The sequence below is a fragment of the Lactococcus sp. NH2-7C genome (assembly GCF_029953655.1).
Lineage (GTDB): Bacteria > Bacillota > Bacilli > Lactobacillales > Streptococcaceae > Lactococcus > Lactococcus lactis.
In genome coordinates, this window is the sequence record NZ_CP124538.1 from 1,100,332 (window position 1) to 1,126,767 (window position 26,436).

Here is a 26,436-nt window from a genome sequence, read left to right on the forward strand (position 1 = left end):
ATTCTACATCAAAAATTTACAATTTACTATTTTTTGTGTATCATGGAAATAAAGGAGAAAAAATATGAGCCATAGAGATAAATTATCTTATATTATACTTGGACTTTTGAAGACCGAACCATTAAGTGGTTACGACCTTAAGAAAAAGTTTGAAAGTGAAGTCGGTGAATTTTGGCAAGCCAACACAGGGCAAATTTACCCTTCACTTAGAGTATTGTTAAACGATCAAGCCGTTACTTTTGATGTACACATCGTAGGTGAAAAGTTAGAGAAAAAGACCTATCAAATTACTCCAAAAGGAATCAAACTATTTAACGAGTGGTTAAAACACCCTGTTGACCGCTATCCAATTCAAAAAGATGAATTCATGCTCCGCCTTTATTTTCTTGATGACAAAAATGAGGAAAATCTCCTAAAACTAATTGAAGAAGAAAGTATTATCCACCAGAAAAAATTGGAATATCTGATTAAACGTCAAAAAGACCTTTTTGGTGAAGATGAAAAGAATAAAAAAAGTGGACATTATCTGGTTCTAGATTTTGCTATTCAAAGAGAAACTTTTAAAAAAGAATGGTTAGATTCTTTACTTAAAGATTTAAAATAAGAAAAACACTAATATTTTATGAATATTAGTGTTTTTTTATCCTTCAAAAATAATTATTTTATAAACCTTTTTATTTTTGGTTAAGGGAAAAAATTGTTAAAATAAAGTTAGCGCTTACAGAACAAGATTCCGGAATCTTTAAAATCACTATTGTTTAGGAGATATTTATGATTTCAGTGAAAAAACGTAGAGAAATTAAGACTTTTTTGGTAACAGCGTCTATAGGAATTGTTGTGTTAGGAGGGCAACAAGTCTTAGCAGATGCAGCTAGTGAAATTGTCAATCCAAAAGATAAAGTGCTTGTAGGTTATTGGCACAATTGGAAATCAACAGGAAAAGATGGTTATAAAGGAGGAAGTTCTGCTGACTTCAATCTTTCAAGTACACAAGAAGGGTACAATGTAATTAATGTTTCTTTTATGAAAACACCTGAAGGACAAACACTTCCCACCTTCAAACCTTATAACAAAACTGATACTGAATTCAGAGCCGAAATTTCAAAATTAAATGCCGAGGGTAAGAGCGTCTTAATCGCTTTAGGAGGAGCTGACGCTCATATGGAATTAAAGAAAAGTCAAGAAAATGATTTTGTTAATGAAATCATTCGTCTTGTAGATACTTACGGCTTTGATGGATTAGATATTGATTTAGAACAGGCTGCAATTGAAGCAGCAGATAATCAAACTGTTATCCCATCTGCTTTAAAAAAAGTTAAAGACCATTATTGAAAAGATGGTAAAAACTTTATGATTACGATGGCTCCAGAATTTCCTTACTTAACAAGTTCAGGAAAATATGCACCATATATCAACAATTTAGATTCGTACTATGATTTCATCAATCCTCAATACTACAATCAAGGAGGAGATGGTTTCTGGGATAGTGATTTAAACATGTGGATTTCTCAATCAAATGACGAAAAAAAAGAAGATTTCCTCTATGGCTTAACTCAACGTCTCGTAACAGGAACAGATGGGTTTATTAAAATCCCAGCCAGTAAATTCGTTATTGGTCTACCATCAAATAATGACGCTGCTGCAACAGGTTATGTGAAGGATCCCAATGCCGTAAAAAATGCATTGAATCGCTTAAAAGCTTCTGGTCACGAAATAAAAGGTTTAATGACTTGGTCAGTAAATTGGGATGCTGGAACCAATTCAAATGGTGAAAAATATAATAATACTTTTGTAAATACATACGCCCCAATGCTCTTTAACAATCAACCGATTGAAGATACTGAAAAACCAACCTTGCCCACAATTTCGATTAGTAATGTGACTGCTTCTACTGCCACAATTCAAGGAAAATCTACAGACAATGTCCGCATTGATCACTATGAAATTAAGATTGGTACTCAATCTTTTAAAAGTATTTCCGGCTTACAAGAGGTGACTGGATTATCCAAAAAAACTGAATACAATGTTGAAGTTGTAGCAGTTGACCCTTCAGGTAATCGTTCTGATACGGCAAGAGCTACATTTATGACACTGGATACATCAACGGAAAATAATACTTGGCAAAAGGATAAAATTTATGTTCAAGGTGATCGTGTTACTTTTAATGGAGTAAATTATGAAGCAAAATGGTGGAATACTGGCCAACAACCTGACCAATCAGGAGAATTTGGCCCATGGAAAAAGCTATAAATAGGAGAGGAATAAATTTATGAAAAAACTACTTACTGGTTTATTAGTTGCTGCAGGTCTACTCAGTGTCTCCCTTTTAATTAAAACAGATACTGTATCAGCTCATGGTTATGTTCAATCACCACCAGCCAGAGGCTATCAAGGACAATTGGATTCTCAAAGTTTAGGTTGGACCGCCGCTTTTAATATTTATGGAAATGTTATTAGTAACCCACAATCTTTAGAAGCACCTAAAGGCTTCCCAGAATCTGGTCCCGCTGATGGTCGGATTGCTTCTGCAAATGGAGGCTTAGGGCAAATAGGGGACTTTGTTCTAGATAATCAAACTAGTTCTCGCTGGAAAAAAACCTCTATTAGTACAGGTTCTAACATCTTCACTTGGAAATACACTGCACCTCATAAAACAACGAAGTGGCACTACTATATGACAAAAACAGGTTGGGACCAAAATGCACCTTTAAAACGTTCAGAATTAGAACTTATAGGGACAATCAATCACGATGGTTCTCCTGCAACAAATAATCTCTCACATACGATTAACATTCCAACTGATCGATCTGGTTATCACATTGTTTTGGCTGTCTGGGATGTAGCTGATACTTCGAATGCCTTTTATAACGTAATTGATGTCAACGTCAACAATAAAAATTCTAGTTCACAAGTCTTTGGACCCTTCTTGTAAACAAAAAAAAGTCAGAGCATGCTCTGGCTTTTTTATTTGGACTTTATACGCCCCAAACTGATTCTAAAACATTAGTTTGTTCACGACCAGGACCTACTGAGAAAGTCGAGATACGTACGCCAACTAGTTCACCAACACGACGAACATAGTTACGAGCAGCTTCTGGTAACTCTTCTAAAGTCCGGCATGAAGTAATATCTTCAGACCATCCTGGCAATTCTTCATAGATTGGTTTGCAATCTGCTAATTCTTTAAGTGATGCTGGATAATGAGTAATTTGTTCACCATTACTACGTTCGTAAGCAACACAAATTTTTACTGTTTCAAGTCCTGAGAGAACGTCAATTGAATTCAAACTAAGATTAGTCAAGCCAGAAACACGTTTTGCATGACGCATTACGACTGAGTCAAACCAACCAACACGACGTGGACGTCCTGTTGTTGTTCCATATTCATGTCCTACTTCACGAATTTGATGTCCAACTTCATCAAAAAGTTCTGTCGGGAATGGACCATCACCCACACGTGAAGTATAGGCTTTACAAACACCAACAACTTTTGAAATTTTTGATGGACCCACACCAGAGCCAATCGTTACCCCACCAGCTACTGGGTTTGATGAAGTTACAAATGGGTATGTTCCTTGGTCAATATCAAGCATTACCCCTTGTGCACCTTCAAAAAGGACACGTTTTCCTGCATCAAGGGCATCATTCAAGATAACTGAAGTATCTGTCACATATTTTTTAAGTTGTTGACCGTATTCATAGTATTCTTCAAAAATTTCTTCAAATTCGATTGGTTCTGAATCATACATTTTTACAAATTCACGGTTTTTGGCTTCAAGGTTTGTACGTAAACGTTCCTCGAAGATTTCTTTGTCAAGTAAGTCTGCAACACGAATACCGACACGAGCTGCTTTATCCATATAGGCTGGGCCAATCCCTTTAATGGTTGTCCCAATTTTCTTATCGCCTTTGGCTTCTTCTTGAAGGAAGTCTAATTTTTTATGGTAAGGCAAGATGACATGTGCACGGTCTGAAATACGTAAACTATCTGCAGAAACTCCATTTTCAGCGAGATAAGCGATTTCTTCAATCAGTGATTTTGGGTTAACAACGACACCATTCCCAATAACGGAAATCTTTTCAGGGAAGAAAATTCCTGATGGAATGAGGTGAAGTTTGAACTTTTTGCCGTCGATGACGATGGTATGACCTGCATTGTCTCCCCCTTGATAACGGGCAATAACTTCTGCATTTGAGCTTAGGAAATCTGTAATTTTACCTTTTCCTTCGTCCCCCCATTGCGTTCCGACAACTACTACTGATGGCATAATATTCTCCTTTTGGATAGTTTTGACTATCCACTTTTCTTAAAATATTTTGCACGCTCCAAGTTCGCTTGGCTGGCATTTCTAAAAAACTTCTTCAACTTTTGAACTAATTTATCAAAAGTAAAAGATAAATCATTTCTTGAAAGCTCCTATCGCACTATTTTTTATTTTATCAAAAAACATCAAGATTTACTTAAAAAATCCTGATGCTTTTGATTGAATCTAAATTATCGTTCGGAAATACGGAACTTTTTTAATCTTCAAATTAAGTTTTACAAAAAACTGAGAATTTTTGAGACTGTTCCACTTTCTAGTAAAACCATTATTCCAAGTATTATATAAACAAAAGCAAGAAGCCCTAAAATTAATATATTTAAGGCAAAAACTATTATAGATAATAGCAAATTATTTGTTGACAGTGTCATAAAAATGGAGTAAACAAAGCAATGTTATCCGCTCCACAACTCGCAAAAGAAATGATAATAACAGTTCCAAGCAAGCTTTTATTTTTTCTTTTTTGTAGTAATTCATCTAATTCTTCATCGTCATCATCATCCCCAAAGAATAAATATTTTATTCCTAGTCCTAAAGGAATCAGCCCCAATAAGCCCAAAATCCACTCTTCTGGAACAAGTTTTAGGATGACCGCAAAAAATAAACTGACCACTACAAGTGCAAAAGAACCAATTATTTGTCCCAGAGTAATAGGTAAATGACTTTTTTTATCAAAACGAACATATAATATTGCTAGTAATATAAGTAAATCTAGGGCCGTTGCCCAGTAGATAACCGTTGAATTTATTATAACTGAAAACACATTAACCATTTTCTAACCTCTCAAAGCTATTGAGGATGAGCTTTTTCATTATTTTACTAAACAAAATGCTATAAGCAAAGGATTTTAGTTTAATAAAAAGGAGTACTTAGCTATATTAATAGAGTTCTTTCTATCATTAATCTCTTATTTTTTTCATTGGGATGGATATTTTGTTTCACAGTATATGAGTCCAATTCAATTTTTATCACTCCAACTCGCTCTAACATTTTTTCTGGCATGGGGTCGTATTCTTTTCCTTTTGCTGCATGCTCCATTAAAAGCTCCAATGCCCCCCTCTTTTCGTCCAAATTTTCTATCATTTCTGCTTTTCCAAAACCAATCAAACTTTGATAGGCATAAGAATAAGTTGAAGCATTTTTATTTCCTTCAATTAGCTTATGATGACTATCCATTTCGACAGCAACTAAAGGATTTTTTTCTAGCATTGATACTTTCTTTCCTTCTTTTGCTCCATGAATATATAGAGTTAGTTGATCATTATTATCCCAAGAATAGCCGAAATTTACTGGTACTACATAGGGGTAAATTTCTCCATTCATGGCTATACGAACTACTTGTACTTCTTCAACCAGTTTTTTAATTAGCTCAATATCTGTGACAAGCCTTTTAGCTCTTCTCATATCCATTGTTATTATCCTTTACTTCTGTATTAGTACAATTAATTTATATTAAATTTTTGCATATTGTTATTTAAAATGCCACTCTTAGGGCTTACTTATCCAGCGAATCCATTCGGGCAAAGCTTCTTTTTTAGGCTTGTAACCTTTCTTAAATATCGTATAAAAATATTCTTTATTAAGACGTTCAAATCTGTCTAAAAATGATTCATCTATATTTTCATCTTTACGAACTGCATTGATAAAAGCAGTTAAAATAATTGCTATGACTAGTCCTATATAAATTAATATAAAAAAAGCAATAAATATTAATATTGGTCCAAGTGGTACAGTTCGCATAATTCACATTCTTTCTTTTAATAATTGGTTTCAGGATACATAAATTTACAAATACAAATAATTTTTATAGTTTATTATCAAAACACCAGTTAAATTTTATGGCCCAAGTTCCATTTTACAATCTCACTAACTAAGCGTTTGAGTTCATTGGTTTCAACATCATAAGGGACTTTTATGGTCCCTTTACTGCATTCGTATTGTTCTTTAAGAGACGCACTATTATTTTCAATGAAGTTTGGTTTGGGATAAATTCCTAAGTGCTTTTTTTGAGGACTTGCATAAATAAGGACATTCTTATCCTTAAACCATGCAGGCATTCCGTAGGAAATACGTTCTTGTGCTTCAGGAAAGACCAATTTTACAGTTTCTCTGACAATGTTCATTAACTCATCATTTTTAAAATAATCTTCAAATTCCACAGCAGGCCTCTCTCATCTTCATTATCAGTATTTAGTTATTTTTTAGTAATAATATATTTCAAAAAATTTATTTACTGCTATTAGTTTATCAAAATCCTTTATTCTTAACAAATACTTTTAAACTTTCTCACACATCAAAATAAAAGAAAATCTGATATTTTTTCTTGCTTTTGTATCATTTATTGATCGACAATTTTTGTGCTCTATTGAGGTCAGTTGGGGTCTTGTGGTACAATAGACTCATGGATAAAATTATCAAATCAATCTCAAAAAATGGGCATTTCAGAGCTTTTGCTTTGGATTCAACCCTAACTGTGAAAGAAGCTCAGCAACGCCATCAAACATGGCCCACTTCGACGGTTGCCTTAGGTCGTACATTGATTGCTGGACAAATTTTAGGAGCTAATGAAAAAGGTGATACTAAAATTACAGTTAAAGTTCTGGGTGATGGAGCAATGGGCCCAATTATCGCAGTTGCTGACAGCCGCGGCCATGTCAAAGGTTATGTCAAGAATCGTGAACTCGACTATAAAAAAGCTTCAACTGGTGAAGTATTAGTCGCTCCTTTTGTTGGTAATGGCTTTTTAGTTGTGGTCAAAGACATGGGACTTAAGCAACCTTATAGTGGTCAAGTTGATTTAATTACTGGTGAAATTGGTGAAGACTTAGCTTGGTATTTTTTAAGTTCAGAACAAACTCCTTCTTCTGTTGGTGTGAATGTTTTACTTAATGAAGACTCAGATACGGTCAAAATTGCTGGTGGATTTATGTTACAAGCTTTGCCCGATGCTACTGACGAAGAAATTACCGAAATTGAACATAATATCAAAAGTATGCCTTCAATTGCAACAATGCTGACCAGTGAAGAACCATTAAAAACGATGTTAGACAATATTTATGGCGATATGGAATACAAAAATCTTGGCGAATTTCCTTTGGAATTCAAATGTGATTGTAGTAAGGAACGTTTCCTTGAAGGCATTAAATCTTTAGGAAGAGAACCAATTGAGGAAATGATTGCCGAGGATCATGGGGCTGAAATTATTTGTCAGTTTTGTGAAAACAAATATGAGTATTCTGAAGATGAATTAAAAGCACTACTTAAGTAAAATAATTAATTATTTTACTGACAGGAATTCTGTCAGTAAATAGAATTGAGAAAAATGACTGTAAAACTTTTTATTGCTTCTACATTAGACGGCTATATTGCCACCAAAGAAGAAAGTCTCCAATGGCTTTTTGATGTTGAGGGTGAGGGTGATAACGGCTATGGTGCTTTTTATAGTGGTATTGATACAATCATTATGGGGAAAAAAACTTATGATTGGTTAGAAAAAGAGCAAGCCGGTCAGTGGCCTTATTCTGACAAAACTTCTTATATTTTAACTCATCAAGACATTTCTGCTAGCGACAATATCATTTTTATTGACAAAGAAAAACTGACAGAGCTGTCAGTAAATTTTGCGAATACTAACAAAACCATCTGGGTTGTTGGCGGCGGAGAGGTCATCAAACTTTTTCTTGAAAATTATTGGGTTGATGAATTACAAGTTACCATTGCTCCAGTTTTACTAGGAGACGGAATCCCACTTTTTCCGTCAGGAAATTATAAGGAGAAACTTCAACTGATTGACACGAGAACCTACGGACAATTTGTAGAATTACATTATTTAGTAAAAAAATAAATACTGACGATTTTGTCAGTATTTTTTGTCAGTAAAAGTTACTGACAGAACTGTCAGTAACTTTTTAAGCCTTAAAACCTTGTGAAATCTCAAAAAATTGCTATAATATTCTTTATGACTATGGACAAAATTTACAACGAATCGTGGAAAATTGGCGATATCGAAATAAAAAATAAAATTGTGTTAGCACCAATGGCCGGAATTACGAATAAAGCTTTTCTGACTACTGCTAAAGAATTTGGAGCTGGACTTGTTGTAACTGAAATGATTTCTGATAAAGGAATTGAACATCGCAACAAAAAGACTTTGGAAATGATGGATTTTGAAGGGGTACCTCATCCACTCTCAATGCAAATTTTTGGTGGTGAAGTAGACACTCTGGTTGAAGCAGCCAAATTTGTTGAAGCAAATACTGTTGCTGATATTATTGATATCAATATGGGTTGCCCAGTACCTAAAGTAACTAAGAACGAAGCGGGTTCTCGTCTTTTGCTTGATCCTGATAAAGTTTATGATGTAGTCTCTGCTGTTTCTAAAGCTATTTCAAGACCACTAACAGTGAAAATCCGAATTGGTTGGGATGACGACCACCTTTTTGCGGTTGAGAATGCTAAAGCAATTGAAGCAGGAGGCGGAGCAGCTGTTTCTATGCATGCACGGACTAAAGCACAGGCTTATACAGGAAATGCTCAAGAAAATTGGCACTGGCTCAAAAAATTGACCGAAAATGTCAATATTCCGGTCATCGGAAATGGTGATGTCAAGACTCCTGAAGACGCGAAACGCATGATTGATGAAACAGGCGTTACTGCGGTCATGATGGGACGAGCAGCTCTTGGAAACCCTTGGATTCTTCATCGTACCGAGCATTATCTACGAACAGGTAAACTATTGCCTGAACCAACAGTTGCTGAAAAAATGGAAATTGCAAAACTTCACTTGGCACGTCTCGTCGAATTAAAGGGTGATAATCTTGCTAGCCGAGAATTTCGTCAGCATGCAGCATATTACCTAAAAGGAGCTTCTCGTGCAGCAAAAGTAAAAGTTGCTGTCAATCAAGCAGAATCACAAGCAGAGATTATCACTATTCTCGATAATTTTGTGAATGGAATCAAATAAACCGATATGAAATCTGGAAATTTCCAGGTTTTTTAGTTATAATAAATATAGAAATAAATATTCACACAATTCCGAAAATAGAAAGGGTTTTCTATATGCGTACAACAAAAGCTACTGAAGAAATTGAAAAAGCCATTATTCACCTGAAGAAAGCAAAACGAGAAATTAGTAATTATACTTTTGAATACAATGTTCAAAACTTGATTCAGTTAGATAAGACAATTAAGCAGTTGGAAAATATCAAAACTGGAATCAATGCAGATAGTTTTTCTGTTGAAGGAGTCAAATCTACCGGTGAAATTGAAGGTGCACGTCTTTCAAGATAATTAATTTCACTGACAAAAATAAAAAATAGCTCTCTTGAGCTATTTTTTTCCTTTTTTAGCCACTTTATAACGACTGCGTGGATAAGTGAAATCACCAATGACTTCATGAACATTTATAATTGATGTGAAAGCATTCGGGTCAAGAATAGACAAAATTTGTTTTACTTCTTGAATTTCTCCAGGGTTTAAAACAACATATAGAATTTCTTTAGAATTCCCTGAATAAGCTCCTTCTCCATGTAGATAAGTCGCGCTACGACCGATTTCTTCAATAATTGCTTTAGCAATTTCCACATGATTGTTCGTGATAATAAGCATCCCTCGGACCGTATAACCACCAGATTGAACCACATTAATTACTTGTGCTGCCACAAAACTTGCAATCAAAGTATACATCATATGGCGTAAATCAATATAGCTTAGTGAAAGTAACATCACACAAGCATCAAAAATAAAGAAAGTTCGCCCAACAGCAATCCCAGCCTTAACCTGCAAAAGTTTGGCAATAATATCGGCACCACCAGTCGTTCCACCAAAACGGAAAACTAAACCAATTCCTGTTCCAGCAAATACACCAGCCAGTAAAGCAGCGATTAAATAATCATGTCCTACATTAATTGAGACTGGAATCCGTTGGAAAATCCACATCCAGATTGAAAGACTCACAATTCCCCAAATTGTATAAACAAAAGTTCGGCGTCCAAGGAAGCGATATCCAAGAATTAAAAGTGGAATATTTAAGATAAGCTGAGTGTATGAAGGGTCAATATTCAATAAAGCATAACCAATCAATGAAAGCCCAGCAACTCCACCTTCAGCCAAGTGGTTCCCCATGTTGAACTCAACAAAACCAAAGGCATAGATTGCTGTACCAATTGTAACAGCAAGAAGTTGCAAAAAATGCACCTTAGATAATTTTTTCATAATATTCCTCAAAAATTTCGATGAAATATCCTTGCCAAGGGCAAGGACGTTTAAACCTATTGTAGTTTAAATTTAGAATTTAGTCAACTTTTGAAAACTTCTCCCTTTTTAACTTAAGTATCTTAAAAAAAATAGCTCAATGAGCTATCTTATTTTTTTAAATCTTTAAATCTACCTCGTTTAGGAGCGAAATCTCCCACAACTTCATGAACATTGATGACTGAAGCAAAGGCATTCGGGTCAATTACCGATAGAATCTGTTTTACTTCTTGTATTTCACTTGGATTAAGGACAACATATAGGACTTCTTTTTCAGTCCCTGAATAGGCTCCTTCACCGTGTAAATAAGTTGCGCTTCGACCAAGTTCTTCAATAATTGTTTTAGCAACTTCCACATGATGATTTGTGATAATAAGCATTCCTCGAACCGTATATCCACCATTTTGAATCAAATTAATCATTTGCATTGAAATAAAGCTGGCGATCAAAGTATACATCATATGCTTAAGGTCAATATAGCTTAAAGAAAGAGCTAAGATGCAGGAGTCAAAGATAAAAAGCATTCGTCCAACAGGAATTCCCTTTTTTATTTGAAATAATTTAGCAAGAATATCTGTCCCACCTGTTGTTCCTCCAAAGCGAAAGACTAATCCAATTCCTGAACCTGAAAAGGCTCCGGCGAGTAAAGCGGCTATCAGCGTATCATTTCCAATATTAATTGTGAAACTGATTCTTTGGAAAATCCAAATCCAAACGGCTAGACTCACAATTCCCCAAATAGTATAAATAAAGGTTCTTCTTCCTAAAAAACGATAACCTATGATCAAAAGAGGAATATTGATTAAAAGTTGAACATAAGAAGGGTCAATATGCCATAAAGCATAAGAAATCAAAGAAAGTCCCGCGACCCCTCCTTGAGCTAAGTGATTCGCCATATTAAAGGCGACAAAGCCAAAAGCATAAATTCCAGTACCAATTGCGATGGCAAGCAAGTACAAAAAATGTACTCTTGCAAATCTTTTCATTTTATTTGCTCCTTTATTTTTTCAGATAATAAGGGGAGAAAGTCCTCCTTTTGGCTTTCTCCCTTTTATCTTTCTTTTTTCAATGTAAAACCTAAGCAGTTAATCTTCTACTTCCGCAAATTTTCCAAGCACTCGAACATTCTCCGATATTGATACAAAAGCATGTTCGTCATATTTTTGAATGATATCCTTGAATTCCTGATATTCATACATTGTAATGACAGTCATGAGGACGGTCTGACTGGTATGTGTATAGCCACCTTCCGCATCATGTAAAATGGTTACTCCATGTTTAAAACGATTCACTAATTTCTTTGTCAGTAATTCTGGATTTTTAGTTACAATCATTACTTGAAGACGTTTTTGTCTTGTAAAGATTGCATCTTGTACACGAGAATTAACGAAAATAGCAATTAAACTATAGAGCATGTATTCCCAGCCAAAAAGAACTCCGGCTGTAAAAATAATCACACCATTTACCAGAAATGCCAAAGTTCCAACACTTCTTCCTGTTTTCTTACGCATGTAGAGGCTGACGATATCAGTTCCTCCAGAAGAAATCCCAGATTTCATAGCATTCCCAACACCAAATCCCATAATTGCCCCACCAAAGACAGCATTAATAACTGGCTCATGAGTTAAGGGAGTCACTGGAATAAAATGGATGAAAACTGAACTCATAACAACTGTAATTACTGTATAAACGGTGAACTGTTTGCCTATTCCTCGCCAAGCAAGAATGAACAGTGGCGCATTTACTAATATCAAAGAAGCAGAAATAGGTAAGATATTATGACCACTTATTCTGGCTACTAATTCAGTAACAACCTGAGCCGCTCCCGTCGCACCAGAAGCATACACATGTCCTGGTTGATAGAAAAAGTTCAATGCGAATGATGAGAAGACAGCATAAACAACTGCTGCCGAAAATTTATTTGCCATTTTTTCAGCGCCAATAGATTTTAAAACTTGATAAAGTCCAATTCTATCTAGAAGGCCGCCGAGAATTTTATTGATCTTTGTTTGCAAGTTTAATACTCAATTCTTCCAGTTGTTTTTCAGCAACTATGGATGGAGCCTGTGTCATTGGGTCAGAGGCTTTGTTATTTTTAGGGAAAGCAATTACTTCACGGATATTGTCTTTTCCAGCAAGCAACATTACGAAACGGTCAAGACCGAGTGCCAAACCGCCATGTGGTGGGAAACCATAATCAAGTGCTTCAAGCAAGAAACCAAATTGTTCGTTCGCATCTTCTAATTTAAAGCCAAGAGCGCTCAGCATTTCTTCTTGAAGTTCACGGGTATTAATTCTTAATGAGCCTCCACCAAGTTCATAACCATTTAAAACAATATCATAAGCATGAGCACGAACTTTTTTCAAATCAGAATCTTTGCTATGTCCGTCAGCAGATAAAAAGGCTTGTGTTTCTTTCGTTGGTAAAGTAAATGGATGGTGAGCAGACATATAACGTTCTTCTTCATCTGACCACTCAAACATAGGCCAATCAATGACCCAAAGGAAATTAAACTTACGGAAATCAATCAATCCTTGTTGTTTACCAATTGTTAAACGAAGCGCACCAAGAGCTGAATTTGCTACATCAAGACTGTCAGCAACAAAGAGTACCAAGTCATTGTCAGTCAATTTCAATTCATTAACAAAGCTATCAGTAGATTCTGCTAAGAATTTAGAAACGCCACCAGCAAATTCACCTTTTTCAAATTTAACCCAAGCAAGGCCTTTGGCTCCATTTTGTTTGGCTTGTTCTGTCAATTTATCAATTGCCTTACGAGAATATTTGTCAGCAGCATCTTTGACAACAATCGCTTTAACAACTTCTGCTTCTTGGAAAACTTTGAAATCAATTGTTTTAGCAAGTGCTGACAAGTCTGTCAGTAACAATTCAAAACGGGTATCAGGTTTGTCAGAACCATAAAAGTTCATGGCATCATCATATTTCATACGTGGGAAAGGTAAAGTGACATCAATTCCTTTCACATCTTTCATAACTTTAGCAATTAACTCTTCTGTCAAATCTTGAATTTCTTCTTCTGACAAAAATGATGTTTCTAAATCGACTTGTGTGAATTCTGGCTGACGGTCACCACGTAAATCCTCATCACGGAAACATTTAACAATTTGATAATAACGGTCAAGTCCAGCGGTCATTAAAAGCTGTTTCATTAATTGTGGTGATTGTGGAAGAGCATAAAATTCACCTTTATTAACACGAGATGGAACAAGATAATCACGCGCTCCTTCTGGTGTTGATTTATTTAAAAATGGTGTTTCAACATCAATGAATCCTGCTCCATCCAAATATTCACGAATTGAACGAGTCGTCGCATGACGCATTGTGATATTTTTAAGCATTTCTGGACGACGTAAATCAAGATAACGATATTTCAAACGAGTATCATCAAGAACTTCAACATCATCTTTAATTTCAAAAGGTGTTGTTTTAGAAGTAGACAAAATTTCAATGGCAGTCGCTTCAATTTCAATACCACCAGTTTTAATTTTGTCATTCTTGCTTGCGCGCTCAACAACTTTACCTGTCACTTCAAGAACAAATTCATTACGTGCCTTATCAGCGGCTTCTGCTACATCAGCCGCTGCTGTTTCAGGATTGACAACGATTTGGACAATCCCTTCTCGGTCACGTAAATCAATGAAAATTAATCCACCAAGATTACGACGTTTGGCTACCCAGCCTTTAACCGTAACCGTTTGATTTAAGTATTCTTCTGTAATATTTCCCGCGTAATTTGTACGTTTCATATAAATGTAAATTTTACTCTTCTAGTACACAAAGTAAAATTTTACTCCTCTTTCTTTTTATTAACTATAGTTTTGTTTTTCAGGTATGACACCACGAACACCACCGGTTGGATTTTTTACATCTCCCTGGTGGCGCGGTATTAGATGAACATGACAATGGAAAACGGTTTGTCCAGCTGCTTTGCCAACATTGATGCCAATATTGTAGGCCTCGGCATGAAATTTCTCAGTTAAATTATCTTTTGATAAGTCTAAAAGTTCTTCAATTGCTTTTCTTTCAGCTTTGGTCATCTCAAAATATAAAGACACATGGCTTGTTCGTCCTAATCAACATTTGACCTTCACTGACTGGATATGCGTCATAAAATGCCTGTGCCAATTGGTTTTCAAAGATTGTATCTTTCATATGACAAAATGGACAATCCTTCATCAATTCACCCCTGCATAAGTCACTTAAAGTTCTTCATCCGCATAAACCTCTTCAAAAATCGGTGCAAATGATTCATGAACAGCTTTAAGTGTTGTTTCTACTTGTTTACGTGTTTGATTATGTTTCACTTTGATTTGACCTGTGCGAATCTCATCTTCTCCAAGTGTAATAATCAACTCAGCACCCAATTTTTCAGCCGTTTTAAATTGCGCTCCTAGTTTTCGATTTGAGAAATCACGTTCGACTTTAAAGGCCTGTTCACGTAGGCTTTCAGCTAATTTTGTTGCTTCAAGATTTGCTTTTTCGCCCATTACAGCAATATAAACATCCAAAGTTTCTTCAGGAATAAAATTAATTTCTTGTTTTTGAGCAATCATCAAAAGTCTTTCAATTCCTAAACCAAAACCAAAGGCAGGAGTTGCTGGTCCGTCGAAATATTCAACTAACCCATCATAACGTCCACCACCACATACAGTCAAATCTTTACCATCAAAATCAACAATAAATTCAAAAATTGTGTCATTATAATAATCTAAACCACGGACCATATTTGGGTCAATAGTGTACTCAATATGTAAAGCTTCAAGCAAGGCTTTCACTTCTTCAAAATAAGCCTTTGAAGCTTCATTGAGATAGTCTAAAATAGCTGGAGCATTTTTAACAATTGCAATATCTTCTGCTTCTTTACTATCCAAAACGCGCAAAGGATTTTCATTGAGACGACGACGGCTATCTTCTGAAAGTTGATTTTCAAAAGGAGTCAAATAATCAATCAATGCTTGACGGTAAGCCATGCGACTGTCCATATCTCCAAGTGTATTTAGAGCTAGTTTAAGACCAGTAATTCCTAACTGGCGGAAAAGTGTATCAGCCATTGCAATAATCTCTACATCAACTGCTGGATTTTTCACTCCTAAACACTCTACACCAAATTGATGAAATTGACGTAAACGTCCTGATTGTGGACGTTCATAACGAAACATTGGTGCGTCATACCATAGCTTCACTGGTTTTACTACTTCAGGGGCATAGAGTTTATTCTCAATATAAGCCCGAACCGCTGAGGCAGTTCCTTCTGGACGAAGCGCAATATGACGTCCTCCTTTATCCTCAAAATCATACATTTCTTTGGTAACAATATCACTTGTTTCACCTGTTGCACGACTAAAAAGTTCATAGCTTTCAAACATCGGTGTCCGAATTTCTTTGAAATTATAATCATTGAAAACACCACGAGCAATTTCTTCGATGTACTGCCATTTTGCAGTTTCAGCAGGCAATAAATCTGCTGTTCCTTTTGGTTTTTGAAGTTTCATTTTTTTCCTTTCGGTTAACTGGGAGTAAAAGATTTTTATGATTACTCATTGGGTTTGAACTTTCATTTCAAAGATACCGTTTACATAAGAAAGCACCCTAAAGCTTCTCGCTCTAGGGTGCATCATTGCACGGTACCACCTAAATTTGCTCCTAGAAAATCAGAGCCTCAGATTGATTATAACGTTATCACCGATAAACACTATCACAAACCCTATGAGCTTTCACCAACACTCACTCTCTTTTCTATTATTGTAACGCAAAAAGTGAGCCAAAGCAAGCAACTTTTGTAGGATTTAGAAAATATTTTAACTTCTATGATTCTTCTAAATTAAGAACATGGCGATTATAATATTTTTGAGCAAAATCGCGACTAATAGGAACTTCTAAAAAGTCAAATAAGGCAATCACTCTAAGCATTTCTTTTTGACCTTCTATTTTTCCATTCCTATAATCTAAATAAGCCCAAGCAAAGCGATACAGTCCTTGGACATGTGTATCAAGTGCCTCTGCATAGTGATGAACCATTGATAATAAGTCACCTGCTTTTTGGGTTTCCCCTCTACTTATGAGTGTCATAGCACATCGCCCGGCAGTCTGTACAATGCGACTCCGATAAATTAATTTACCTTTATATTCTTTCTCGTGTAAATTAATATCTGATATTATTGCATAAACTAAAGAGTAAGGGAGTTGCCAAGCATTTAAAGCCAAAATTCCTAAACTATATTCAAGCCAAAGCTCGATTCCAAATAAAAAATCACCAATTTCTGTTACTTCTTCATCATTTAATATTTGATGACAAGCTTTAGCAGTTAATTCTAAGACACGGTAATCAGTATATTGTCTGGTCAATCTTTCTTGCGAATGCAATTCAAGCCACTCATTGTTATAGTTCAGAGTTTCAAAATTTTCTTCAAGTATCTTAACTTTTATTTCTTGATTATTCGCATATTTGTGTGCTTCATTTTGAATCATTTCTGCTTCAGCAAATTCTTCTCTTAACTGTATCCTATCCAACCAATTAATATAATGAACAAAATAATCATCCTTACTTCCATTGATAATATAAGAAAAATCCTGTTCCGGAATATGCATGAGTCCAAGCATTGCATCAATCACATCATAAGGTAGCAAAATTTTTCCACTTTCAAATAGCTTCAAACGAACAGGATTTACACCAACTGGTATAAAAAAATCATCACGATAGCCTTGCTGGTAGCGAATGATATGAAACTTTTCCCCATAAACTTCATCAACTCGACTTTCTCCAGATAAATACATAAAGTCACTCAAAGTATAACCCATAAATTTTAAAAGTTCAGCTAATCTCTCAAATGAAATATTAGAAGTTCCATTTTCAAACCTAACAATTCCATTTTTAGAAATAATTGATTCTAAATCTTTATATTTAAAAGCCGCCAACTGCCTCAATTCTTTGAAACAACTACCATATTTTTGTGACTTTTGTTTCATTTACCTATCCCTCTTTTGCTAAGATGATTCCATTATATATTTATTATGTAACGTTTTCAAGAGGTTTTTATTTTTTTTTTGAATAATTATTTGAATTGAGATAGAAAAGAGACCCTTAAAGGGTCCCTTTTCTATTTCAGTGTCAGCCCGACTTTTTTATCTTAGATATCAATTTTACGATTAGAAAAATTATCCCTGCCACAAAGATGATTAAGCTAAGAAATACTAAACTTAATGTAAGCATAATTAATTAGTTGTAATTACAATATTATTTGAACTATTAATTGTGGCACGGACCCAGCCAGTCCAAGACAAGATATTGTAAATTGGTGTACTAAATGAGAAGCGGGCTGTTGCTTGTTTAGAACTATCCACTGTTACAGTTGCCGAGTTTACAGGCATCGCAATAATATAGTCAAGATTATTTGCAGAAGTTATTTTGTTACTAGAAATATTGATATAATAAGTTACATTCCAACCAATTCCCCAAGCATTAATTGTGTAACTTCCATTTGAAACGCGTGTTCTTGGGTTAAATAGTGGAGTAAGAGAAATATTGGATACTGCTCCATTTTTATCTTTTATGGTTTGAACAGCACCACTTACTGGTAATATAGTTGGGTCAAAAACCGCAGACTCTGAACTATCTAGTACATCAACAGTTGAAACTAAAGAGTTATCCATATTTCCAATTACTATCTGAGGAACTTGATTATTACTTTGAGTAGATGAATCAGTATCTGCATTAACAATTAAAGGTGTTGCAAAAGCTAAGAAAGTGACTGAGGTCATCAGACCTATTAAAATTTTTTTCGATTTCATGTTGTTTACCTCCTTTATTGAAACAACAAATGCTAATGTTCTTTTACAACATTTATCACTCATTCCTCCTTTCTTTTTAGAGTATCTATGCAATCAAATCGACTGCTAAACTTTCTTTTGTTTTTTCTAAAATCATTATAGCACCTGATTTTTATATTTTTTCAATTCGTATCCTCTAGGGTACTTTTTTCTTTGACTAATCAAAACAAAAAATCCAAGTATTTCTACTTGGATTTTTTTATTTTCTATTTGGAAATGATTAATCAGCATTTCTAAAGACTTGCATATTTTTAGCAAAGTAGTCATAGCCACTATAAATGGTAAAGAAGACACAAACATAAAAGAGGATTGTTCCTATATACAAGGGATTTCCAATGAAAAGGAAAATAACGCTCAACATTTGTGTGGCAGTTTTGATTTTACCAGGCATTGCAGCCGCCATAACAACTCCACCTTGTTCAACCAGTAAGAGACGCAATCCTGTAACCGCAAGCTCACGGCAAATGATAATTGCAACAGCCCACATTGGAACAACATGAAGTCCAACTAGAACAACAAAGGCAACCATATTGAGCATTTTATCGGCCAATGGGTCAGCAAATTTACCAAAATTGCTGACAACGTGCCATTTGCGGGCGAGATATCCATCAAGCCAGTCAGTAAATGAGGCTACGGCAAATACAATTGCTGCGATAACCCACATCACTGAACTATGGTCTTGTGAAACAAAACCGTTAAAATGTGCACCTTCTGGTAAATAAAATAAAATCACAAAGATTGGTATCATAAAAATCCTTGCCATTGTCAATTGATTAGGTAATTTCTCTTTCATAGTTCTCCTTTTGCAGCTTAAAATAAGCCTCAGCTTTTATTTATTGAGTAGCTGAATTGCTTGTAGTTCGATTAATTTGTAAAGTAATTTTATTTGGTCCAGTTGTGGTTAGTGATGATAAATCAAGAACTTTTCCATTAACTGTAATGGTAAGCCCTTCAACACTTCCAAGTGTAATTACTGAATTTTCTGCGCCCGTTGTCACTAAAGCAGATAGACTATTGGCTCCATCAGATAATGTTTGACCAGTTGCTGGAACATTGGAATTCGTCATGCCAACCCAAATTGTTCGTCCTGCTGCAACTGAAAAATCAACTTTTATAGGGTCAGAAATATTAGAAATTGTCGCAATCATTGCCGAACTTGAGCCTGAGATAGCAATTGTTGGTTCAGATGTACTACTACTTGCTTGTGTACTACTTTCTGATGGTTTTGTAGAGCTTGTAGAAGACTTAGAAGTACTCACTGTACTCTTTGAATAAGAATAATCATTAGTTATTAAATCAGGTGTTTCTGGTCTATTCATAATTACCGCCGCAAAAACTCCTAATACAACTAATAATGCCGCTGCGGATAAAGAAATAATTGGAACATAATGACGCCAAGTTTTCGACACTTCTTCTTCGGGCTCTATTCGTTCACTCGGTTTTACAAAATGATAAGTTTCTAGTACATCCTCCTTCTCCTCAACTGTAATGCCTTTGCCTTCATCATAGGCTTGGATAATTCTATCTGCATTCAACCCCAATTTTTCTGCATATTGTTTGAGGTAAGCTTTAATGTAAAAGTCACCTGGTAGGGCTTTATAGTCATCTGTCTCCAGTGCTACGATATATAATTTTTGTACTTGAGTTAATTGTTCTGCTTCAGAAAGATCAAGTCCAAGCGATGTTCGCTTTTCTTTCAAGACTTGTCCAATTGTTTTGATTGTCAACATATCCTCCCTTCATTTTTGTACTGCACATCGATTGTTAATTATCACTGTTCTTTGTTTATTTTGAAGATTTTTATTATCTCACCTTAGAAATTGCGCTGACAAAGTTTCTTGCGGAACTTGGAGCGACTTTTATTTTACTGACAGAAATATTTTATTTTGGTAGAATTGTAAATTCGACTTTTTTCATTCCAGAAATAAATTGGTCAGCAAATTTTTCAATTTCTGATAGACTTAATTCTTTCATAATTTCAGGGAAATCAAAGAAAGTGAAGTCACCATAAATTTCTGATGAAAACTGATTAGCAATGTATTCAAGAGAATTTAATGAACTAAAATAATCTCCCAACATTTCTCTTTTGAGTAAATTGAGATGTTTCTCACTAAAATCTCTATCTATTTTATAACTTTTTAGGGCTTCTTGCAAAGTTTGACCTAAAATTTGTGGATTTTCTGTGTCAGCAGTCAACACTGCAAAATGAAATCTCTTGTCCAAATCAAAGGAGAAACCAAAGGAATCGTCGATTAGGCCTGAATTATAAAGCTCTTCATAGCGCTGACTGGTTCTACCAAAAAGCAAATCGAGAAAAAGTTGATTGGCTAATTTATATTTAAATAGGGTCTTTGAGTCACTTGAAAGTTGGTCTTCACCGCGCAGACCCAAAGCAAATTTTGGCATGGCAACTTCAAGTTCCAAACACTCTCCCGAAATTGGTTCGCTCGCTTTAATTTCTTTTCTTTGAATTTCTGCTAAATCAGCAAAGTCTTTTTTAGATTGATTACTTCTTACAAAGTCTGACATCATCTCAATATCAAAAGGACCTGTTAAGAACAAATTCATATTTTTAGGATGATAAAAAACTTCATAATTTTTATACAAATCATCTGCCGTAATGGCATTAATTGTCGCCGGTGTCCCAGCAATATCAGCTGCTAAAGGAGAATCAGGATACATTTTTTCCAAAAGACCTGCAAAAAGGCGCCAATCACTGTCATCTTGATACATTTGGATTTCTTGTTGAATAATTCCTTGTTCTTTTTCAACATTTTCTTTTGTAAAATAAGGTTTTTGGACAAAATCAAGTAAAAGTTCTGTACATTCATAAGAATTTTCACGAGTAGAAAAGAGGTATGAAGTCCTTGAAAAACTTGTAAAAGCATTAGTTTGAGCTCCCAAAGCTCCAAACTTATACATGACATCGCCTTCTTCTTTTTCAAAAAGTTTATGCTCTAAGAAATGGGCGATTCCTTCTGGAAAGGTCTGAAATTCACTTTCTCCCAATGGGACAAAACTTGTATCAAGTGACCCAAAATTTGTAGTGAACAAGCCGTAAGTACGATTGTAATCCGCTTTTGGAAGATAATAAACCGTCAAGCCATTAGGCAAGATATCTGTAAATAACCTCTCACCTATTTTTTCATAAAACTTACTTTTCAAGGCTGACCTCCATTTTTTCCTGATTCACGGTAAATCCTTTCATAAAGTATTCTGCCTGCAGATTTAATGATTTTGCAACGCTGATCAAATCAGTTTTTGAAACGGATTCGAGGGCATTTAAAAATTCAGACATCGGCAAAAATTTATCTGGAATAAGTGCTTTTACATACTCTAACTCAATTATGTTTGACGGCGAATCTTGTCCCACAAAATAAGCATTTCGTAACATTGTTTTGGTTTGCTCAACTTCTAATTCTGTGAAGTCTCCTGATTTTACGGCTTCTAATTGTTCAAAGATTAAACTTTTGGCTTCTTCATAATTTTCAACGTCAATTCCAGCTGCAATTTTTAAAAAACCTGTGAAAGAATCAAAAGTTGAAGAAATTGAATAGGCTAAGCTTGCTTTTTCCCGAACGTTGGTAAAGAGTTTTGAATGAGCAAAACCTCCCAAAAGTCCGTTCATCACTTGCAAAGCAAGGTAGTTTTTATCTCCATAAGCAACTGGCATTTGGTAAGCGAATTGCAAAATGGATTGAGCCACCTCTTTTTCATCTATCACTGCTGACTTTTCTGTCAGTGATTGTTGATAAAAAATTTCTTTACTGACAGTTCTGTCAGTAAAATTGAAGTCTGAGAATAGTTCAATCACTCGTTTTTTATCTACATCACCTAAGACAAAGATATCAATGGCATTGTCTGTCAGCATTTTTTGATAATATTCAAAAACGGCTTTTGGATTTTCTTTGGCAATCAATTCGCTTGTTCCAACACTTGGTAATGCTTGATTCTCATCTTCAAAGAATAGATTTGCTAACTGACGGCTGGCATAATAAGAACGATCATCATTCATTGAGGCCAAATAATGCAATAAATTTCTTTGCTCTCTTTTGAAAATTTCGGGATTGAATTGACCTTTCGCAGCATCTGGTTGAAAAATTGCAATTTTCAAGAAATCGACTGCTGCTCCCAAAGTATCAAAATCAACAAGTTTAGGATTTACGATACTCATATTAAGAGAAAGTAAATGTTGTTTCCCTTTTTTAGCCACTCCTGTCGTAAACGAAGCACCATACATTTCAGATAATTTGCGACTAAAATCTTTTCCGGTTTGATAAACCGCATTAGTGCTTTCGAGCATATTAGAAATAAGGACACGTTTTCCAAGGGTGTCAGCTGACATTTCTTCACGAAAACGAACCATTAGTCTTACTGTTTTAAACTTGCTTTCTTTAATGAGATGAAGCATCACTCCATCTGCCATTTTAATTTCTGTCAATTGACTATCACTTTCCTATTTTATCAAGCTTTTTCTAGTTATTAAGGCAACCTTTATTATACCAAAAACTAAAGCAATTTTGTGAGATTTCCTAACGAAAATGACGAATAATTTTTATCTTAAAGCTTCCTTATTTTATTCAATAAATTTCTAAATTTCCAATGAACTAAATTTCAGATTTATGTTAAAATAAGACTATGAAAAAATACATTTTATTTGAAGAATATATCACACTCGGACAAGTTTTGAAAGAACTTGGATTAATTTCAACAGGAGGTCAAGCAAAAATTTTCCTTGCTGAAAACGAAGGAAATATTTTCTATAATGGCGAAGCTGAAAATCGTCGTGGCAAAAAACTCCGTGACGGAGATTTATTAGAATTTCCAACTTTTGATTTAAAAGTTACTTTTGAGCAAGCTGACGCCGATGCGATTAAAGAACACGAAGCTGAAAAAGCTGAAGAAGCGCGTGTTAAAGCTATTGTGAAAAAAATGAACGCGGAAAACAAGACTACAAAACCAGCTAAAAAAGCTCCACCACGTTTTCCTGGTAGAAAATAATGAAACTCAAAGAAATTGAACTCAAAAATTTTCGTAATTATGAGGAATTAAAACTTGATTTTCATCCTAATCTCAATATTTTTTTAGGGCAAAATGCTCAAGGGAAAACAAATATCCTTGAGGCGATTCATTTTTTAGCACTCACTCGTAGTCACAGAACAAGTCACGATAAAGAACTCATTTCTTGGTCACAACAAGAAATGAAGGTCTCAGGAGTCGTTGAAAAAGCTCATGCAACTGTTCCACTTGAAGTTCAATTAAGCCCCAAAGGGAGAATCGCAAAAGCCAATCATCTCAAAGAAAATCGCCTAGCCGACTATATTGGTCAACTAAAAATCTTGATGTTTGCACCTGAAAATTTGGAATTGGTCAAAGGTTCTCCAGCTAACCGCAGAAAATTTATGGATATTGAACTGGGGCAAATTCATGCAGTTTACCTTTATGATTCCATGCGATATAATCGTGCGCTAAAGGAACGGAATGCTTATTTAAAATTTGATAAAGACAAAATTGATAAAAATTTTTTAAGTGTTCTCAACGGACAATTGGCTGAGCATGGCAATAAAATCATGATTGAGCGACAAAATTTTATTGATAAACTTGAAGTTCATGCAAAAAAAATCCATGAGCAACTTACTCATGGTAAAGAAAATTTAAAAATCATTTATAATCAAAATGTAAAAACTGACTTTTCAAAAGAATTATTGAGCCGACAAGACCATGATATTTTTAGGCATCAAACGTCGGCTGGTCCTCACCGTGATGATTTACAATTTTTTATTAATGAGATCAATGTCGCTGATTTTGGCAGTCAAGGGCAGCAACGAACCGTTGCTCTCTCAATTAAATTAGCAGAGATTGATTTAATTTTTGAAGAGACTGGTGAATATCCGATTTTACTTTTAGATGATGTAATGAGTGAATTAGACAATCATCGTCAACTTGATTTGATTGAAACAAGTTTAGGTAAAACACAAACTTTTATTACTACAACTACTCTTGATCATCTTAAAAATTTACCTGAGAATCTGAGTATTTTCCATGTTAATACCGGAACCATTGAAGAAGAGCAATAAAAAGTTACTGACAGAATTTCTGTCATAGGATAGCTGTTACGGCTTTACCAGTTTACAGATATGCTAGTAGTTTCATCAGTAACTTTTTTACTTTCTGTCAGTAAAAATCTCCTTAGCAACAAAGATAGCATTTAAAACTCTTGGAAAACCGACATAAGGAACACAATGAATAAAAGTTTCAATAATTTCTTCTTGCGTTAGTCCAACATTTAACGAAGCTTGAATATGCACGCGCAATTGATTTTCACAGCCTCCTTGAGTCAACAAACTGGTGATAGTAATCATTTCACGCTGTTTAAAATCGAGAATTCCTCGCTCATAAATCGTTCCAAAAGCAAATTCTAGCATCAGATTATTCAAATCTGGTGAAAGATCTTTGAGTGAATCAAAAACAACTTCAGCAGCTGCTCCATCAATTTTCGCTAAATTTTTTAAGCCAATTTCTTTTTTATTCATTTTATTTACCTGCTTTCTATGATAAAATCATTATAAACCCTCAAGTTAACTTGAGGGCAAGTGAAAAAGAGAAAAAAATGACTAAAACTTATAAAATTTCAGAAATAGCTTTACTGACAGAACTTCCAATCGCTACTCTTCGTTATTATGAAGAACTTGATTTATTAAAACCTGCTCGAAACTCTAGTAATTATCGAGAGTTTACAGAAGCTGACCTTGAATGGATTTCCTTTATCAAAAGAGCTAAAGCAACAGGAATGTCTCTTGCAAAAATCCAAAATTATTCTCATTTGAGAGAACAAGGCGATTCAACAATTATTCAACGGATTTCACTTTTAGTTGAACAGGAGCGAATTTTACGCCAACAAATTACTGATTTAGAAAGTCATTTAGATTTTATTTTACAAAAAAAGCACCATTACTATGAAAGGCTTCAAAAAAACTCGGAATCTTAATTCCGAGTTTTTTTATGGTGTATTATAAATAAAGTTTTTGATATATTTGATGGCTATTTCGTTTTCGGTTGCATGTGCATGACTAGTTTTTGTCGGATATAAGGTTGCAGTTATTTCATTCCCATTATTCTTAAAAAGATGATAGACTGAAAAACTATCTGCCCAGGGAATAGCACTATCCGTTTGGTTTTTAGTATCATAATCCCCTTCAAGAAACATCATTTCAGTTTTAGAAGATACTTTTTCATAATTATCTTCAATATATTGATACATTTCGGTTTTAACCCAAGGACCATTTTCTAAAACATTAGTCAGAGTCTCACCATATTGCAATTTTGTCCCCTCATTATATTCCCCATCTAAAGAAACAAATTTATTCACTGGTGGAAAATTCGGATTGTTAACCGTATCAATCATATAGTAGATAGCTCCAGTTCCACCAGACGAATATCCTACCATATTAACCCAAGGAATATCATAGCTTTCACTCAAATAGCTAATTGCTTTTTGTAAACCTACGGAGTAAGGTTCCCCTGAGCCAGTTCCTTTACCTGTTGCAAACTCAATTAAAGGGTACTGATTATCTTTTGATATTTCTCCTTTAACTGTTAAATCATAATTTTTTGTAATATTTGAGATGATTTGCAAAGATTTATCTGCAGGTAGGTTTTTTATAGGTAAAAGCTTCTTAACCATGGCATCAGGAGGAGTAAGCCCCCCTGATGAACCTGTGATATATATCGTTGGATAAATCACAGGCTTTCCTGAAGACGATTTTTTACTAGTTGTTGTTAAACTGGTTTCCTTATCCTTATTTTTATTATCAACAGTTGTTCCATTGATATGAAACAAGAACATTCCTATTCCTAGCAGGAAGATTAAACCCACCAAAATAAAGAAAACAATCTTAAATTTATATTTATTTCTTCTTATCTGTCTCTTTTTCATCAGCTTCATTATATCAAATTTTTTTATTAATAATTACTACGAATGATATTACATTTACGTAACAAAAACAAAAAAGC

General features: G+C 34.7%; 26 protein-coding genes and 3 pseudogenes. 10 read left to right on the forward strand and 19 right to left on the reverse strand.

Going from position 1 to position 26,436, the window contains the following annotated elements; all coding sequences use genetic code 11:
* Nucleotides 1-64: 64 nt before the first annotated feature.
* From QJV49_RS05420 to QJV49_RS05430, 3 genes and pseudogenes are all read left to right on the forward strand, one after another.
* On the forward strand, nucleotides 65-604 hold the full coding sequence (locus QJV49_RS05420; protein WP_225512822.1) for a PadR family transcriptional regulator: 540 nt from the start codon (nucleotides 65-67) through the stop codon (nucleotides 602-604).
* A 167-nt stretch (nucleotides 605-771) separates the two neighbouring features.
* Nucleotides 772-2,250: pseudogene (locus tag QJV49_RS05425) on the forward strand (glycosyl hydrolase family 18 protein).
* Nucleotides 2,251-2,269: 19 nt separating this feature from the next.
* Complete coding sequence (locus tag QJV49_RS05430) at nucleotides 2,270-2,932, forward strand: lytic polysaccharide monooxygenase (RefSeq protein ID WP_029344421.1); 663 nt, start codon at nucleotides 2,270-2,272, stop codon at nucleotides 2,930-2,932.
* Between the two features lie 43 nt (nucleotides 2,933-2,975).
* On the opposite strand, the gene QJV49_RS05435 is transcribed toward QJV49_RS05430, so the two are convergent.
* The 5 genes and pseudogenes from QJV49_RS05435 to QJV49_RS05455 form a co-directional block, all read right to left on the reverse strand.
* Nucleotides 2,976-4,268, reverse strand: a complete 1,293-nt coding sequence (locus QJV49_RS05435; protein ID WP_047206852.1) for an adenylosuccinate synthase — start codon at nucleotides 4,266-4,268, stop codon at nucleotides 2,976-2,978.
* 272 nt (nucleotides 4,269-4,540) lie between these two features.
* A pseudogene (locus QJV49_RS05440) lies at nucleotides 4,541-5,094 on the reverse strand (cadmium resistance transporter).
* A 101-nt stretch (nucleotides 5,095-5,195) separates the two neighbouring features.
* A complete protein-coding gene (locus QJV49_RS05445; protein ID WP_225512820.1) occupies nucleotides 5,196-5,732 on the reverse strand; it encodes a pyridoxamine 5'-phosphate oxidase family protein in 537 nt (178 codons plus the stop codon).
* A gap of 78 nt (nucleotides 5,733-5,810) precedes the next feature.
* Nucleotides 5,811-6,062, reverse strand: coding sequence for a hypothetical protein (locus tag QJV49_RS05450; protein WP_225512819.1), 252 nt, complete (start codon nucleotides 6,060-6,062; stop codon nucleotides 5,811-5,813).
* Nucleotides 6,063-6,151: 89 nt separating this feature from the next.
* Entirely contained in the window at nucleotides 6,152-6,481 is a 330-nt protein-coding gene (locus tag QJV49_RS05455; protein WP_225512818.1) for an iron chaperone, read from the reverse strand.
* 242 nt (nucleotides 6,482-6,723) lie between these two features.
* On the opposite strand from QJV49_RS05455, the gene hslO reads away from it, so the two are divergent.
* The 4 genes from hslO (at nucleotide 6,724) to QJV49_RS05475 (ending at nucleotide 9,611) form a co-directional block, all read left to right on the forward strand.
* Nucleotides 6,724-7,590, forward strand: coding sequence for an Hsp33 family molecular chaperone HslO (gene hslO / locus QJV49_RS05460; RefSeq protein WP_225512817.1), 867 nt, complete (start codon nucleotides 6,724-6,726; stop codon nucleotides 7,588-7,590).
* 54 nt (nucleotides 7,591-7,644) lie between these two features.
* On the forward strand, nucleotides 7,645-8,166 hold the full coding sequence (locus QJV49_RS05465) for a dihydrofolate reductase family protein (RefSeq protein ID WP_225512816.1): 522 nt from the start codon (nucleotides 7,645-7,647) through the stop codon (nucleotides 8,164-8,166).
* A gap of 114 nt (nucleotides 8,167-8,280) precedes the next feature.
* On the forward strand, nucleotides 8,281-9,285 hold the full coding sequence (gene dusB / locus QJV49_RS05470) for a tRNA dihydrouridine synthase DusB (RefSeq protein ID WP_225512815.1): 1,005 nt from the start codon (nucleotides 8,281-8,283) through the stop codon (nucleotides 9,283-9,285).
* A 95-nt stretch (nucleotides 9,286-9,380) separates the two neighbouring features.
* The gene (locus QJV49_RS05475; RefSeq protein WP_004254795.1) at nucleotides 9,381-9,611 is read left to right on the forward strand and encodes a hypothetical protein; all 231 of its coding nucleotides are present in this window, start codon (nucleotides 9,381-9,383) and stop codon (nucleotides 9,609-9,611) included.
* A 39-nt stretch (nucleotides 9,612-9,650) separates the two neighbouring features.
* Here QJV49_RS05475 and QJV49_RS05480 read toward each other — a convergent pair whose 3' ends face one another.
* The 12 genes and pseudogenes from QJV49_RS05480 to yfmF form a co-directional block, all read right to left on the reverse strand.
* A complete protein-coding gene (locus QJV49_RS05480) occupies nucleotides 9,651-10,535 on the reverse strand; it encodes a YitT family protein (RefSeq protein WP_225512814.1) in 885 nt (294 codons plus the stop codon).
* A gap of 149 nt (nucleotides 10,536-10,684) precedes the next feature.
* A complete protein-coding gene (locus QJV49_RS05485) occupies nucleotides 10,685-11,560 on the reverse strand; it encodes a YitT family protein (RefSeq protein ID WP_225512813.1) in 876 nt (291 codons plus the stop codon).
* A gap of 99 nt (nucleotides 11,561-11,659) precedes the next feature.
* Nucleotides 11,660-12,589 (reverse strand): YitT family protein, encoded by a 930-nt coding sequence (locus QJV49_RS05490; protein WP_029344429.1) that lies wholly within the window; start codon nucleotides 12,587-12,589, stop codon nucleotides 11,660-11,662.
* Nucleotides 12,570-14,342 carry an aspartate--tRNA ligase gene (aspS, locus tag QJV49_RS05495; protein ID WP_225512812.1) on the reverse strand — a complete coding sequence of 591 codons (1,773 nt, stop codon included), beginning with the start codon at nucleotides 14,340-14,342 and terminating at the stop codon, nucleotides 12,570-12,572. Before aspS ends, QJV49_RS05490 begins: the two co-directional genes overlap by 20 nt.
* Before the next feature lie 60 nt (nucleotides 14,343-14,402).
* A pseudogene (locus QJV49_RS05500) lies at nucleotides 14,403-14,772 on the reverse strand (HIT family protein).
* Nucleotides 14,773-14,795: 23 nt separating this feature from the next.
* A complete protein-coding gene (gene hisS / locus QJV49_RS05505) occupies nucleotides 14,796-16,088 on the reverse strand; it encodes a histidine--tRNA ligase (protein ID WP_225512811.1) in 1,293 nt (430 codons plus the stop codon).
* A gap of 313 nt (nucleotides 16,089-16,401) precedes the next feature.
* On the reverse strand, nucleotides 16,402-17,562 hold the full coding sequence (locus QJV49_RS05510) for an Rgg/GadR/MutR family transcriptional regulator (RefSeq protein ID WP_225512810.1): 1,161 nt from the start codon (nucleotides 17,560-17,562) through the stop codon (nucleotides 16,402-16,404).
* 246 nt (nucleotides 17,563-17,808) lie between these two features.
* On the reverse strand, nucleotides 17,809-18,384 hold the full coding sequence (locus tag QJV49_RS05515; protein WP_225512809.1) for a DUF5626 family protein: 576 nt from the start codon (nucleotides 18,382-18,384) through the stop codon (nucleotides 17,809-17,811).
* A 259-nt stretch (nucleotides 18,385-18,643) separates the two neighbouring features.
* Nucleotides 18,644-19,216, reverse strand: coding sequence for a CDP-diacylglycerol--glycerol-3-phosphate 3-phosphatidyltransferase (gene pgsA / locus QJV49_RS05520; protein WP_012898490.1), 573 nt, complete (start codon nucleotides 19,214-19,216; stop codon nucleotides 18,644-18,646).
* 40 nt (nucleotides 19,217-19,256) lie between these two features.
* On the reverse strand, nucleotides 19,257-20,153 hold the full coding sequence (locus QJV49_RS05525; protein WP_225512808.1) for a RodZ family helix-turn-helix domain-containing protein: 897 nt from the start codon (nucleotides 20,151-20,153) through the stop codon (nucleotides 19,257-19,259).
* Between the two features lie 151 nt (nucleotides 20,154-20,304).
* Complete coding sequence (gene yfmH, locus QJV49_RS05530) at nucleotides 20,305-21,588, reverse strand: EF-P 5-aminopentanol modification-associated protein YfmH (protein WP_225512807.1); 1,284 nt, start codon at nucleotides 21,586-21,588, stop codon at nucleotides 20,305-20,307.
* Nucleotides 21,578-22,864 (reverse strand): EF-P 5-aminopentanol modification-associated protein YfmF, encoded by a 1,287-nt coding sequence (gene yfmF, locus QJV49_RS05535; protein WP_225512806.1) that lies wholly within the window; start codon nucleotides 22,862-22,864, stop codon nucleotides 21,578-21,580. Before yfmF ends, yfmH begins: the two co-directional genes overlap by 11 nt.
* 197 nt (nucleotides 22,865-23,061) lie before the next feature.
* Here yfmF and yaaA point away from each other — a divergent pair, with 197 nt between their 5' ends.
* Nucleotides 23,062-23,424, forward strand: coding sequence for a S4 domain-containing protein YaaA (gene yaaA / locus QJV49_RS05540; RefSeq protein WP_012898492.1), 363 nt, complete (start codon nucleotides 23,062-23,064; stop codon nucleotides 23,422-23,424).
* On the forward strand, nucleotides 23,424-24,500 hold the full coding sequence (recF, locus tag QJV49_RS05545) for a DNA replication/repair protein RecF (protein ID WP_225512805.1): 1,077 nt from the start codon (nucleotides 23,424-23,426) through the stop codon (nucleotides 24,498-24,500). The genes yaaA and recF overlap by 1 nt, the downstream gene beginning before the upstream one ends.
* A gap of 87 nt (nucleotides 24,501-24,587) precedes the next feature.
* Here recF and QJV49_RS05550 read toward each other — a convergent pair whose 3' ends face one another.
* The gene (locus QJV49_RS05550; RefSeq protein ID WP_225512804.1) at nucleotides 24,588-24,956 is read right to left on the reverse strand and encodes a carboxymuconolactone decarboxylase family protein; all 369 of its coding nucleotides are present in this window, start codon (nucleotides 24,954-24,956) and stop codon (nucleotides 24,588-24,590) included.
* Nucleotides 24,957-25,033: 77 nt separating this feature from the next.
* On the opposite strand from QJV49_RS05550, the gene QJV49_RS05555 reads away from it, so the two are divergent.
* Complete coding sequence (locus QJV49_RS05555; protein WP_225512803.1) at nucleotides 25,034-25,411, forward strand: MerR family transcriptional regulator; 378 nt, start codon at nucleotides 25,034-25,036, stop codon at nucleotides 25,409-25,411.
* A gap of 12 nt (nucleotides 25,412-25,423) precedes the next feature.
* Here QJV49_RS05555 and QJV49_RS05560 read toward each other — a convergent pair whose 3' ends face one another.
* Nucleotides 25,424-26,359, reverse strand: coding sequence for an alpha/beta hydrolase (locus tag QJV49_RS05560; protein ID WP_259744260.1), 936 nt, complete (start codon nucleotides 26,357-26,359; stop codon nucleotides 25,424-25,426).
* Nucleotides 26,360-26,436: the final 77 nt, after the last annotated feature.

Excerpts from the sequence above, each read along its gene's own strand:
- QJV49_RS05420 (WP_225512822.1), top strand. The coding sequence starts at position 65 with ATGAGCCATAGAGATAAATTATCTTATATTATACTTGGACTTTTGAAG.
- QJV49_RS05430 (WP_029344421.1), top strand. The coding sequence starts at position 2,270 with ATGAAAAAACTACTTACTGGTTTATTAGTTGCTGCAGGTCTACTCAGT.
- QJV49_RS05435 (WP_047206852.1), bottom strand. The coding sequence starts at position 4,268 with ATGCCATCAGTAGTAGTTGTCGGAACGCAATGGGGGGACGAAGGAAAA.
- QJV49_RS05445 (WP_225512820.1), bottom strand. The coding sequence starts at position 5,732 with ATGGATATGAGAAGAGCTAAAAGGCTTGTCACAGATATTGAGCTAATT.
- QJV49_RS05450 (WP_225512819.1), bottom strand. The coding sequence starts at position 6,062 with ATGCGAACTGTACCACTTGGACCAATATTAATATTTATTGCTTTTTTT.
- hslO (WP_225512817.1), top strand. The coding sequence starts at position 6,724 with ATGGATAAAATTATCAAATCAATCTCAAAAAATGGGCATTTCAGAGCT.
- QJV49_RS05465 (WP_225512816.1), top strand. The coding sequence starts at position 7,645 with ATGACTGTAAAACTTTTTATTGCTTCTACATTAGACGGCTATATTGCC.
- dusB (WP_225512815.1), top strand. The coding sequence starts at position 8,281 with ATGACTATGGACAAAATTTACAACGAATCGTGGAAAATTGGCGATATC.
- QJV49_RS05475 (WP_004254795.1), top strand. The coding sequence starts at position 9,381 with ATGCGTACAACAAAAGCTACTGAAGAAATTGAAAAAGCCATTATTCAC.
- QJV49_RS05480 (WP_225512814.1), bottom strand. The coding sequence starts at position 10,535 with ATGAAAAAATTATCTAAGGTGCATTTTTTGCAACTTCTTGCTGTTACA.
- QJV49_RS05485 (WP_225512813.1), bottom strand. The coding sequence starts at position 11,560 with ATGAAAAGATTTGCAAGAGTACATTTTTTGTACTTGCTTGCCATCGCA.
- aspS (WP_225512812.1), bottom strand. The coding sequence starts at position 14,342 with ATGAAACGTACAAATTACGCGGGAAATATTACAGAAGAATACTTAAAT.
- hisS (WP_225512811.1), bottom strand. The coding sequence starts at position 16,088 with ATGAAACTTCAAAAACCAAAAGGAACAGCAGATTTATTGCCTGCTGAA.
- QJV49_RS05510 (WP_225512810.1), bottom strand. The coding sequence starts at position 17,562 with ATGAAACAAAAGTCACAAAAATATGGTAGTTGTTTCAAAGAATTGAGG.
- QJV49_RS05515 (WP_225512809.1), bottom strand. The coding sequence starts at position 18,384 with ATGAAATCGAAAAAAATTTTAATAGGTCTGATGACCTCAGTCACTTTC.
- pgsA (WP_012898490.1), bottom strand. The coding sequence starts at position 19,216 with ATGAAAGAGAAATTACCTAATCAATTGACAATGGCAAGGATTTTTATG.
- QJV49_RS05525 (WP_225512808.1), bottom strand. The coding sequence starts at position 20,153 with ATGTTGACAATCAAAACAATTGGACAAGTCTTGAAAGAAAAGCGAACA.
- yaaA (WP_012898492.1), top strand. The coding sequence starts at position 23,062 with ATGAAAAAATACATTTTATTTGAAGAATATATCACACTCGGACAAGTT.
- recF (WP_225512805.1), top strand. The coding sequence starts at position 23,424 with ATGAAACTCAAAGAAATTGAACTCAAAAATTTTCGTAATTATGAGGAA.
- QJV49_RS05550 (WP_225512804.1), bottom strand. The coding sequence starts at position 24,956 with ATGAATAAAAAAGAAATTGGCTTAAAAAATTTAGCGAAAATTGATGGA.
- QJV49_RS05555 (WP_225512803.1), top strand. The coding sequence starts at position 25,034 with ATGACTAAAACTTATAAAATTTCAGAAATAGCTTTACTGACAGAACTT.
- QJV49_RS05560 (WP_259744260.1), bottom strand. The coding sequence starts at position 26,359 with ATGAAAAAGAGACAGATAAGAAGAAATAAATATAAATTTAAGATTGTT.